This window comes from Pelotomaculum isophthalicicum JI, assembly GCF_029478095.1.
Lineage (GTDB): Bacteria > Bacillota > Desulfotomaculia > Desulfotomaculales > Pelotomaculaceae > Pelotomaculum_D > Pelotomaculum_D isophthalicicum.
Genome location: NZ_JAKOAV010000013.1, coordinates 78,228 through 90,648, shown reverse-complemented (window position 1 = coordinate 90,648; position 12,421 = coordinate 78,228). Strand labels below are relative to the sequence as shown.

Sequence of the window (12,421 nt, the reverse complement as noted above, 5' to 3'; positions counted from 1 at the left end):
CTTTTATCCCCGCCAGGCTCTCTACTTCCACCTCTATTTTAGCAGTGTGGGGGCTGCCCCGCCTGGCCGCTTCTACTGCCTTGGTAATCCCTCCGGCTATGTTAATATGGTTATCTTTAATAAGCACAGCATCATACAGGCCAAAGCGGTGGTTACGTCCACCACCCATCACCACGGCATATTTTTCAAGCATTCTCAAGCCAGGGGTAGTTTTCCTGGTATCGATTATATATGGCTTTTCACCGGCCACTAATTTCACCAATTGAGCAGTTTTGGTAGCAATTCCCGATAGTCGTTGCAAGAAGTTCAGTGCTAACCGCTCACCGGACAGGATTGCCCGTGCGTTGCCCCGTACCTCCGCTAACACCCGGCCCCGCTCTACCAACTCACCGTCAACGGCATGTGCAAGGAATTGGATTGACGGGTCAAGACAACGAAAAACAATCTCAGCTACCGGCATCCCCGCTAACACCCCGGTTTCCTTTGCCAGAATATAACCGGTAGAGGTGGCATCACCGGGCACAATACTATATGTGGTCAAATCACCGGCACCGATGTCTTCATTTAAGCAAAACTCAATCAGTTTTCGCAATTCAAGCAGGTTAATATTCAAGGTCCTACCCTCCATCTGATAATTTAGTATAATAAGCCAATGACGGGGAAAAGAGGTCTGGGGAAGGAATTCCCCAGACTTTATCACCTAAATAAAGTTACTTACCTTCACTTAATGCTTTGGTTGCAAGGTCTTGCATTTGAACCCTGGTAGAAGCCAACTTGTTCCCGGTAAGATAATGTTTACCCTGTACAGCCAAACGAGCTTCCTCTTCATTTTCCTTGCTCCAATAACCTAAGGTATAGCCATGCCACGGCGCCTTGGGTGTCAGATTTGGTAGTCCCAATTTTTCCCAGATATTTTTAGCATTTTCCATATATTCCTTAGCCGGCAAAGAAACTGCGGGGAAGGCAAATGGGCGCGTTGCGTTTATTAAGATAGCAGAGGTGCCAACCGGCGCGGGAAAACGATCTTCATTAGTGCTTGCCCCGGGAGGTGCCGACGAAGGATCCAGCATACTGGATTTACCGGTCGTAATCCGGCAATCGAGGTGGGGCTGAACCCGGAAACTAAGTGCCCAGTTAACTGAATCCGGATCAAGAGGGTCAATATCTTCGTCGACCGTTATGATAAACTTCCCGATTGTCGGATCAAAGCCAACGGCGGCGTTAAGAGCTTGCCAAGGCTGGCTGGGGTTAGTCTTTTTCATTTGAATAACCATATATTCCCAGCTACCGCTTGATTCATGGAAGGCAACTTTGAGTATTGAAGGAATGTTACAATCATATTTAAGAAATTTGTACATAACCGCTTCATAACTAATCTGGCGGATTTTACTGCTTTCACTGGGAGGACATTGGCTGATAAAGGCTTGGTAAACAGTTAACCATACCTTAGTTTAGGTTAAGCAGGCTCGGAGATTTTCTTTTAATAATACTTCCACATATTCTTCAAAATTCCTTCACCTATTTAAATTATTTTGGCAAATAATTTACTTGTGCGGTTCTGACCGTCTACCATTCATTTCCTTACGCTATTCCTAATTTTTTAATGTCTCTATTTTGCATTATATTCAGAACGCAATACGATACTAAGAATTACTACAGTTTCTCATTTTGCGTGCCGCACTGCAAATAAAAAGGAGGTAAAAATGAAAAAGGAGTATTCCATTATCATACTTGTTTTCGCTTGCATGCTTATTATACTGTCGATCAGGGCTTTTACCGGTAACAAAGCATATCAAAAACCTGCCATTGACAATGGCAGCGACCCAATCACCTATGTATCCCCGGGCGAATTCGAAAAACAGCAGGCTATTTGGTTGCTATGGCCGGAAGGCATGTATAGCACTGCCAGCAAATCAATATATCCTGTCTATATTGACATTATAAAGGCTCTTGAGCCGCACGTAAGAGTTAACCTTATATCACAGAGCAAAGAAGAAGCTGCACAAATTGAAGATTTGCTGAACGCAAATGGGTACTCCGGCAACAATATTAATTTCTACATAATTGACCACCTGTCCATATGGGCCAGAGATGTCGGACCAGTATTTGTCAAAGACAGTCAGAACAGGTTGAATGTCGTTAATTTTGGTTTCGATAACTATGGGAGAGGCGCAAGTCAGGACTATATTGATGTGGAAAGCCAGATAGATAAGAAAGCCGCTCAGATGCTTAATCTGCCGGTTATCAGTACCAACCTGGTTTCCGAAGGTGGCGGCGTTGAGTCTAACGGCAGAGGTATAATCATGCTTACAGAGTCAGTTGCGCTTAACCGGAACCCGGAAATGACCAAAAGCCAGATCGAAAATGAATATAAGCGGGTGCTTGGCGCGAAAAAAGTAATATGGCTCAAGCAAGGCCTAGCTGAAGATGATTTAATCACAGTTGGCCACATCAATGAAATCGCACGCTTTGCCAGTCCGGATACAATACTTCTGGCCCAGGTCCTGCCTGAAGATAAAGACACAAACTTGGATTCCCAAAAGTCATATCTGCGCCTTGAAGAAAATTACAATATATTGCTAAACTCGACTGATCAGGACGGGAAACCGTTCCACATCATAAGAATTCCCATGCCTCCCACCCTTTACGGAGAGATTGACGAAACAGGCAAAATACCTGTGCGCAGCTATTTGAATTATGCCGTCACAAACGGTGTGGTGCTAATGCAGACCTATTGGGTGCCTGGACGTTCAGACAAGCTGAAAACCACTGAAGATCAGGTCAAGGGTATATTCCAGAGCGTATTCCCCGTACGAACAATAATCGGTATCAACGATGAAAGTGTAAATTTTTGGGGAGGTGGAATCCACTGTATAACCCAGCATATGCCTGCAAACTAATGTCACGGTTTCTGCAATCTGACGATTGAAAATCCGTTTTGCCAAAAAAAAGAATACCCGTTTTTTAAGAACCGGGTATTTAAAGGAGAGGTGAAAGACAAGGTGATTTATGGAGTAAACTATGGAAAGCCATAATTAAAAATAAAAAAACTTTATCCCTCATGTAAAAGGACAAAGCTTCGCGCCAAGATAAAGCTATCTTTCTCCTTTCCGATGGGAGGCATACCGGTTTCCCAATATACCCTAGCGGCCCGCTAACCATACCTTTAGCTTAGGTTAAACAGGCTCGGAGATTTTATTTTAAAAATACTTCCACATATCTTTTAAAAATCCTGCAATAGCCGTAAACTTTTTTGATAAATTTTGAATAAGTATTGAAACGTTGATCAGTCATGCTTATAAAGGACAGGTTCTTTTGTAAGAATCTCAACATATCCCTGCGTACCGTCGACACGCACTTTCTGTCCGTCCAGAATTTTGCGAGTGGCGTCGTCCACCCCCACCACTGCGGGAATACCGTATTCCCGGGCCACCACCGCGCCATGGGTCATCAGACCGCCGACTTCCGTGACCAGGCCGGCCGCGAGCGGGAATAGCGGCGTCCAGGCCGGATCGGTGTAAGGCGCTACCAGTATATCTCCCTTGTCCATTTTCGCTTCTTCCAGCTTCAATATGACCCGGGCGCGGCCTTCCACCATTCCGGCCGATACCGGGCTGCCGGCCAGCGCGCCTGGCGGAACGTGGGCTCCCGGCTTGGCGGTAATGATTTCTCCTTCGCTGGTAATGGCGCGGGGAGGAGTCAATTGCCGATCGTGCTGGAATTTTTCCTTACGCATGGTGATGACATCACGGTCTACCCGCCGCGTTTCAATTATTTCCTTGATTTCCTGTAAGGAAAACCAAAAGATATCATCGGGATGCTCTAAAATTCCGCCCGAGACCAGGGTGTCCGCCTCCTGTAAAATTGCCTGTTTGATAATATCGAAATTCTGCACGATGAAATATTTGGGGTGTTCCCTAATACCGATCAAAGAACGGTGAACCTTGATCAGACGCCGCATAATCCTTGCCTTAATGAAGCCCATGGGTTTTTGACGCAGACGCTCCAGCAGCCTGCCGGCGGCAAGTTCGGCCTCCTCTTTGCCGGCCTGGAAATCGAGGCGGTGCCGTCCCGGCCTAACCCCTTTAATGTGACTCAGGATGGCGGGGACCAACTGGGTCGGAGCCTCACGCCAGCGCGGCCGGGTCAAGTCGATTTCGCCAGTCCCCCGCATCCCGTATTGCTTAAAGAAATTCAAGAAAACAGGCAGAACATCTTCTCCGCCGGGAACAGACCTTAAGCCCTCCCAGAAGGTATCGTCCGCCGCCTGCATCAAGTATTCAATCACTGCCGGGTGATTGCGCGCGGCATCCGCGACATCCCCCAGCGCCAACCCCATCTCGGTCGTCACATTCCCCGGCGGGGATTTACTTATACTACCCAACTCAGCCGCGTCCCCCAGCCACTTTTTGGACAAGCTCTCAATAAGCTTATAAGTGCCTATTGCCGCCGGGAAATATTGAGCTATCCTCGCAAAAATCATTGACAGCAAGGTGGACAATATTTCCTGAATCTGTGCGATTCTATCCGGACCGGACACCTCTTGCAGTTTTTTTCTGTTTTTCTTTACTTGTTTATCGATAAACAGGTTCAATTGAGCAATAACCTGGTCGTGATTACGGAACAAGATATTTCCGAGGACGGCAAACGCCGTCGGTAAGGCCTTTACAACCAGAGCAAATTCCAATTTTTTGACCGGCTGATCAGTCGTCTGGAATTCCTCCCGCTCGATGAAGTCCTGCACCGCCCGGCCGATCATTTCATCAACATTGAGCAATATTTCAGGCAGCCGTTTCCTTAGAAACGGATATTCAATCAAACGAGTAACGGCGTCGGTATACAATCTCCCGCCGGCTTCCACCAGAAGGTCGCTCTCTGCCCGCGGCGAACTTTTTCCCAACGGCAGAAAAGTCCTCAATACCGATATCCCCAGGGGCTTTATGGCCTCTGTCATCATTTGCACGTGACCGAATGATACGAAAAGGTGAAGTTTATCATCGGAGACGGCGGGAATGGGGTAGAGGGTCGTAATAGGCCGGCTCTGGACAATAAATATTTCGTTGTCGGCTAAGCACCATTCAATATCCTGCGGACTCCCGAAATGTTCTTCAATGTTTCGTCCCATCCGGGCCAGCCTGACCGCGCCCTCATCCGGCAAAGCCTGAGATGTCTGTCTCTCTTCCGTAATCTTCAATTTGACCGTGCCGCCCTCGGGTATGGCAAAGATGCCGATTTCTTTACTGGCGATTTGCTTTTTGAGCAATTTATCCGCTTTTACCTGGTATAAATCGGCTGAGACGATGCCTGACACCAACGCTTCTCCCAGACCGTAACTCGCGTCTATGGATACGATCCGCCGGTTGCCGGTCACCGGATCAGCCGTAAACATGATTCCTGACACTTCAGGGAATACCATCCGCTGTACGACGACGGAAAACAATACCTTGTCATGGGCGAAACCGTTCTTCCGCCGGTAAGCGATAGCCCGGTCGGTAAACAGGGACGCCCAGCATTTCCGGACGCGGTCAAGGATATTATCCTCACCCTTAATATTCAAGAAGGTGTCCTGCTGCCCGGCGAAAGAAGCTCCCGGAAGGTCTTCCGCCGTCGCGCTGGATCGAATGGCGTAGGCGTATTGACTGCCGGTCTTCCGCCAGGCCCGGCTGATTTCCTGCTGAATGCATTCAGGAATGTCAAGGTTCTCCAGGTGAGACCGCATACGCTCACCCGCCGACTTGAGCTCTTCCAATGATTCGATATCGATTAATTCCAGAGATTCCAGCAATGCGGCAAACTCTTTACTCGTATTTACGAAATCCAGGTAAGCCCTCGTGGTAACACAAAACCCCGCGGGTACGGCTATCCCCGGAACATGACATAATTCGTCCAGATTCGCTCCTTTGCCTCCCACCCGGGACAGGCTGGATTTATCTATATCATTGAAATACAACACATATTGACTCATGTTAGTTGCCCCTTTATGGCAAAACGCCGCTTTTATGTTTCAAGCAAATCTTCTTTCAAATTTACATTGCCTTTAGCCTTATACCGCTCTTTTGTTTCCGCTCTTTCCACCCTTGCGTTACCTATCAGCAAACTGACCACAATACCCAGGATCGCGATGCACATCGCGACCAGGAACACTACATGGAGGGAGTCAGCCAGTGTAGCCTTAAGCGGTGGCAGCAGGACTTGCCGCAAATTTTCAGGGATGCTTCTAATTGTTTCCGGGCTTAAGAGTACGTTGTATAGGCCCTGCGGGTTGGCATAAGCCTTTTCCAAGGTACTGCCGAGGGGTCCCGCCTGTAGTCCCGGAATGCCTTTTATCACAGGAAAGAAATCTTTTTGCAGTAAACCGATTGAACTGTGATTCATTACCACTCCCAGCAGAGTTACTCCAAGAGTTCCGCCTATACTGCGGAAAAACTGGCTTGAAGAGGTAACCACACCACGCTGTTCAAGAGGAAAGGCGCTCTGCACCGCTATGGTTAATGTCGGCATAACCAGACCCAACCCAAGCCCCAGGACAATAATATCGGAAATCGCACCTAGCTGGGTCGTATTCACTGTCATCGTGCTCAACAGGTAAAAACCTGCGGCGATGAAACTCATACCCGCGGCTAACTGGGTGCGAAAACCGATTTTTGTGATCAGCTGCCCCCCAAGAATACTGGTCAAAACCATGGCAAACATCATTGGAATCATTGTATTGCCTGATCGCGTGGCGCTAATGCCGACTACTCCTTGCAGGAACAGCGGCAAGAACACAATAGCGCCGAACATGCCCAACCCCATCAGAAAGCCGACAATATTGGTTACCGCAAAAACCCGGTTCCTGAACAGTGTCAAACTAAACACAGGTTCTTCCGCCTTTTTCTCCACCAATACAAAGGCCAGCAAAAATACAAACGCGGCGCTAAATAACCCGGTGATCTGCCATGAACTCCAGGGGTAGTCTTTTCCGCCCAGGCTTAAGCCCAGCAAGAGGGATACAACCCCTACCACGAGAGTCCCCGCTCCCACATAATCAATAACCACTTTATCCTTCAGTCGTTTTTCGCCGCTGAGTCCGATAAAAATAGTCGCGGCAGCGAGGATGCCAACCGGCAGGTTGACATAAAACACCCAGTGCCAGGAACTGTTATCAACTATCCAGCCTCCGATAGTCGGACCGACGATAGAGGACAGGCCGAATAAAGCTCCCATAACTCCCTGCCACTTCCCGCGCTTTTCGGGAGGGAAAATATCCCCGACGACGGTCATGGCCATGGGCATCATAATGCCCCCGCCCACTCCTTGAAGGCCGCGGTAGACAATCAGCTCGGTCATATTGTTGCTGGTCCCGCATAATGCTGAACCAAGCATAAATACGAAAAGTCCCGTAACGTAGATCATCCGGCGGCCGTATAAATCAGCCAGCTTTCCGGCGATCGGAACGATCGTCGTGGAACTCAGCATATACGCCGTGGTCACCCAGGTCAGGATATCCAAGCCACCCAAATCACCAATGATTCTCGGCATGGCGGTTCCGACAACTGTTTGGTCAAGGGAGGAAAAGAACATCCCTAAGATCAATCCTATCAGCAATATATTACGCTTTGAATTTTTCTGCACCACAGTTCCGCCTTTCTTTTATAAAGGTTAACGCTGAAGATAAAAGTCTGATTAATTCCTTGCTGTCCCTCTCTCCAAGATAGTTAATCAATTCTTTTAGTGTTTCCAGAAATTTTGCGTTCATTAAATTGACGGCTTGATTTCCCCTGCCTGTCGGCTTAACGAGAACAACCCTTCTATCCGCCGGATCCGCCAAACGTTCCACATAACCACCCTCCTCCAGGGAATTTATTATATGAGTGACGCCGGCGGGAGTAATCTGCAGCCGCGCGCTCAAATCAGAGATCTTTATGCCATCAGAGTCATGGCTGGTACTATGTGTAATGGTTGCCAGCAGTATGAACTCACTCTGTCTGAGCGCATGGGTGGAGTCTTGCCGCCATCCAAGCCGCTTGAATCTGAACATGGTTCGGGCAAGTTCCTGTGCGAGAATTGTTTTTTCATCCATTTGTTTCTGTCATCACCCCTGTTATATTTAATTAGTAAATTATTTATTATATTAATTATTAACAAAATAAACTAATCTGTCAAGATGCACCCCAAAAGAACAAAAGCCGATTCCCGAGCGTTCACACGGGAACCGGACTTTTTGTTGCTTAGGAAATCATGCTTTCCATGACTTGTGGATGTTAAAACCCTAAGGCTGCTCTTGTTTGTGGACCAACAATGCCGTCCACAATTAAATTATGACTTTCCTGAAACAGTATCACTGCGCTCATCGTTTTGGGGCCATAAATACCATCAATACCACCTGTATCATAACCGAGGTTGACAAGTCTTAGCTGAATAGCTTTAATTGCAGCCACCTCACTGCTATCTGCCGCGACCGGCCCGGTGATGGAGTTAATAGAGCTGTTCAGGTTTAACGCTTGAGGAAGGACAGGCTCGTTTAATAGTGTCTCCAGGTCAGATGCAAATGCAGTATATGGTCCGACAAACAGTGCCAGCGCAAAAACCAACGCCAATATAACACTAACTTTTTTTAGTTTTACCGCAATGCTGTAATTCATTAGAATCCTCCTTTAAGGTTAATTTAATATTTATAAATTTCGTTAACTCCCCCCTTCCGCATGGCTACTCCCAGCCACAACTGAGCGACATCTTTTGTTTTTTGATCTTCGGCCTGGCAGGCGATATTAAGGAATTCTCTGGCCTGATTATAATCTTCCAAAAGTAGTGCCGACTGACCAGCTGTCAGGGCCAAAGCCGGAGTTAGCGTGAGATCCGAGCGCTTATCCCACAAACTATTTAGCCTGGTTGGCAGCGTTTCTTTTTTAGATACTGCTTCTTGAGTTGCTGCCAGTACCCGGCGGAGCGTGTCTCCGGCTTCCTCTTTTTGTCCGCGCAGGAGTTGTTGCACAGCCACATTTTCATAAATACTGTTATATTCTTCATAAGTTCTGATTAACCATGGCTGCAGCACCTTGGCCCGCTCGGCCTCCGCCAGGGTATCCTCCAAATTGCCGTTGGCCAAGTACAACCGGGCCAGCATAAAGTGATTTTCCGAGTTGTAGCTGTCAAGTTTCAACGCGCGTTGAACCAGGTTAAGGCTTTCATTCGCCAAATAATTTTTAGCCAGCGGATCCGGGTTATCCTCAATGCCGCTCATTAACAACTGTGCCTGAATGATTGGGTGCTGGGCCGACCACCGATCCAAGCGACTGGCCGCTTGAATATTTTCAATTGCCGCCTCTCTATCTCCCTTTTGAATAGCCAATACACATGCTTTGGCCTTTGCTTCCCCGGCCCGCAAAGTAATTGTGCCGGCTGCCAGGCTAATTGAAGCAAGGCTAAGAAAAATGGCCAATAAAACGTTAAATTTCACAGCGCCTGCTCTTTTGGAACCAAAACTATCTTGTGATACACGGTCAAACCCCAAAACCATTTCCTGACAGGCAAACAGCGCCAACAAACCCCAGAGGAGCAGGGCGATGCTGCTAAAGGAAAGGTCAAAATCAATAGCCGAGTGCATGCCAAGAGCTAAAGCCGCCACACCTATCGTCCAGGTTTCCGGGCTCAATTGCCGGATTTTACGGGTATGATAAAGGCGCCAAAGACCGCGTGTCAAAACAAGGAACGGTATAATAAACACGATCATTGCCAACGTGCCGGCTTCAACCCAGACTTGTAAAAAGTGGTTGTGAACTGTGGTGGATATGTAGTTGTATGACTGATAGGCAGGATAGCCGCTCAACCAGCCTCCTCCTCCCCAGCCCAACAGAGGACGGTCTTTGACCATTTTAAGAGCATCAGTATAATAAACCATACGGGACTGGAAGTTGTTCTCCGAAGTATTGACGCGCATTAGCCTGCTCAATAAAGGGCTGCCGGATATTCCCTTTTCATGAGCGCCGTCCCAATGATTGCGAACCAAAACCGTCCCGGCGAAAACGACCAGAATAGCGCAAATAATCCCGAGGATAATGATTTTCTTCCTGGCTCGGTAAACTTTTAGCAGGGAGAGCCATGACTTGACAAATCCGCCCCAGATGATTCCCGCAACCGAAAAGCCCGCCAAAGTACACAGGGAAGCCCTCCAGTTGGGTTGCAACTGCTGCGCTTGCGGGGCTACGGTCAGTGAACTTAAACTTATGGCTAATCCAAAAATAACTGCGGTTAGCAAAATAAATCTCTTTCTGGCTGTTTGCCCGAAAAAGAATAAAGCTAAGATTAACGGGAGCATTACCCACACTCCCCGGCTCTGACTGCCTAATATAGCCAGAAATATTAGAAAACCCATCCCGGCGAAGACACCCGCTTTTAAAGGCCGGGGGTTCCGCGCCGCCAGGTGGATAGCCATCAATACCGTGGCCATAAGGTAAGCCGCCATGGCGTTGGGATACTGAAAAGTAGATCTCAGGCGGCCAAAGGCCACCCCGCTGTCTATCGACACAATACCTTGGCAGGTCAGGATGCCGCCCGCGGCGACGAGTGTTCCCGCGACAGCAAAAACCGTCAAAGACCACCGCATAAAAGTTGACTGTTGTTTGTCCTTTGACCACATTCCCACTGCCAGATAAACAATGATAAAAGATAAAAGGTAATCAACATGCCTCAGCCAGATAAAAAGACTTTCCCTGGAGTTGACAGCTTGAAACGAGGATAGCCCGTATAAGACTGTCAGCAAGGCCAGGGCTAAAAAATATGGTGATTTGACCATCCGCCGCACCGGCAAACGCTCTCTCCCGTCAGACGGACCGTCTGAACAAAAAATAAGCGGGATAAGCGCCAGTACTGAAATCAGAGCGACCAGGCAATGATGGATGCTCATTTCCCGTTCAAACATCAACCCTCTAAAAAATGGCGCCAAGGCAACAAGACCGAGAGCGGATATGCTCAAAACATATTTAAATATTTTCCCATACCTCGAAATTTTCATTGCAGATCTCTTCTTAACTTAAAAACTACTGCCGTCGCTAATTCACCTGGTATTGCCATAATATCTAAAAGTATCCATAACTCATATTATGACAACAGATAAATATTGTTCTTAATATAAAAGTACTTTGCAGCCAACATAAAAAAACAGGGCACATATCCCAAAGGTTGTGTCCTGTTTTATTTGATTTTTTAAATGTTAAAAAATTTAGCGAGACATGTTAACTATCAACTGAAATAAGAGCGGACGTATTCCTGCCTTTTATACTCAGGCCGATCAACCCGGCCAGGAGAGGCAGCCAGATTAGCATGTGGATAGTGTAAACAACGCCTGCGTGTTCCGCCAGCAGCCCCACCAGGCCGACTCCCAGACCGCCCATACCGATGCCGAAGCCGAGCATCAGTCCTGCCGCCATGGCGGCGTTTTTACTGATGACCTCCTGAGTGGCCACGACTGTCACTGAAAAAGACGCCAGCAGGCAGGCGCCGGCCAGGGCCAGGAGCAGGTAGCTGAAAGGACCGCTTGCTCCGAGAAACAGGTAAAACAACGGGCTGGCCGTGATCAATGATCCGACGATGACGGCCTTTCTGCCGAAAAGATCAGAGAGATATCCGCCTACCAGCCCCCCCACCGCTCCAGAAAACAACATCAGAAACAGAAGACGGCTGCCGGCCAGGAGGGAGATATTCTCATGTTGAAGATAAAGGGGGAGAAAGGATACCAGGCCGAAGTAAGCCAGAGAACGGCATGTTACCACCAGCATGATTTTGGTCAACTCAGACCATGCGGCGCGAAGAACAGGACATAGCGGCGGAGGAGCAGCCTTTGTTCCGTCCGGGACGCTGGGCGCGGTGAACCAGAGCAAGACAGCCACCACCACTCCAGGCAGGACAAACAGCGGCGTCAGTTTTAAACCGTACACTTGGGTAAAGGGAACCACCATCAGCGGAGTCAGCGCCCACCCGATGTTTCCCGCGGCCATAAAAATCGCCTGAAAAAAACCTTTTCTATCCCCGCTTACCGAGGCGACCATAGCCGAGGCCTGGGGGTGAAACGCCGCCGTGCCCAGGCCGGCCAAGGCCACGGTAAGCACCAGGAGCGGATAGTTTTGCAGCACACCTACCAGGCTGATCAATACAGCCATCCATAATGTCCCCGCATAAACCATCCAGCGCTGATTCTTCTGGTCCACCAGATAGCCGGAAACCGGTTGAAACAGAGAGGAAGTAACAGTGAAGGCGGAAATCAGAAAAGCTCCCCTGCTTATTCCCAGCCCGGCGGCCACCATGAAAGGCAGTAATGTCTGGATGTAATTCATGTACCAGTCGTTAAACAGGTGGGCAATGGAAATGGAGAATATCTTGCCTTTACTGGACGGCTGGTTAGTCAAAATAATCATTCCTTTCAATACCACTTTGATTAAACTTA

Annotated in this window: 9 protein-coding genes and 1 riboswitch; of the genes, 1 reads left to right on the top strand and 8 read right to left on the bottom strand. The window is 48.2% G+C overall.

The window, feature by feature from the left end; translation table 11 throughout:
* Together nadC and L7E55_RS08665 are read right to left on the bottom strand one after the other, a co-directional pair.
* A partial coding sequence (gene nadC / locus L7E55_RS08670) for a carboxylating nicotinate-nucleotide diphosphorylase (RefSeq protein WP_277443749.1) occupies positions 1–613 on the bottom strand: 613 nt, incomplete at its 3' end.
* 97 nt (positions 614–710) lie between these two features.
* Positions 711–1,376 (bottom strand): hypothetical protein, encoded by a 666-nt coding sequence (locus tag L7E55_RS08665; RefSeq protein ID WP_338091200.1) that lies wholly within the window; start codon positions 1,374–1,376, stop codon positions 711–713.
* Between the two features lie 327 nt (positions 1,377–1,703).
* Here L7E55_RS08665 and L7E55_RS08660 point away from each other — a divergent pair, with 327 nt between their 5' ends.
* A complete protein-coding gene (locus L7E55_RS08660; RefSeq protein WP_277443747.1) occupies positions 1,704–2,900 on the top strand; it encodes an agmatine deiminase family protein in 1,197 nt (398 codons plus the stop codon).
* Positions 2,901–3,087: 187 nt separating this feature from the next.
* Positions 3,088–3,204, bottom strand: a riboswitch (molybdenum cofactor riboswitch).
* 82 nt (positions 3,205–3,286) lie between these two features.
* Here L7E55_RS08660 and L7E55_RS08655 read toward each other — a convergent pair.
* The 6 genes from L7E55_RS08655 to L7E55_RS08630 all read right to left on the bottom strand — a co-directional run bounded on the left by L7E55_RS08655 (position 3,287) and on the right by L7E55_RS08630 (position 12,392).
* Positions 3,287–5,965, bottom strand: coding sequence for a phosphoenolpyruvate synthase (locus L7E55_RS08655; RefSeq protein ID WP_277443746.1), 2,679 nt, complete (start codon positions 5,963–5,965; stop codon positions 3,287–3,289).
* Positions 5,966–5,997: 32 nt separating this feature from the next.
* Entirely contained in the window at positions 5,998–7,614 is a 1,617-nt protein-coding gene (locus L7E55_RS08650; RefSeq protein ID WP_277443745.1) for an MDR family MFS transporter, read from the bottom strand.
* Complete coding sequence (locus tag L7E55_RS08645; RefSeq protein ID WP_277443744.1) at positions 7,592–8,062, bottom strand: MarR family winged helix-turn-helix transcriptional regulator; 471 nt, start codon at positions 8,060–8,062, stop codon at positions 7,592–7,594. The genes L7E55_RS08650 and L7E55_RS08645 overlap by 23 nt, the downstream gene beginning before the upstream one ends.
* A 181-nt stretch (positions 8,063–8,243) precedes the next feature.
* On the bottom strand, positions 8,244–8,624 hold the full coding sequence (locus tag L7E55_RS08640) for a peptidoglycan-binding domain-containing protein (RefSeq protein WP_277443743.1): 381 nt from the start codon (positions 8,622–8,624) through the stop codon (positions 8,244–8,246).
* Positions 8,625–8,647: 23 nt separating this feature from the next.
* Positions 8,648–10,993, bottom strand: a complete 2,346-nt coding sequence (locus L7E55_RS08635) for an O-antigen ligase family protein (RefSeq protein ID WP_277443742.1) — start codon at positions 10,991–10,993, stop codon at positions 8,648–8,650.
* A 220-nt stretch (positions 10,994–11,213) separates the two neighbouring features.
* Positions 11,214–12,392: an MFS transporter gene (locus L7E55_RS08630; protein ID WP_277443741.1), complete on the bottom strand. Its 1,179-nt coding sequence runs from the start codon at positions 12,390–12,392 to the stop codon at positions 11,214–11,216.
* Positions 12,393–12,421 lie beyond the last annotated feature (29 nt).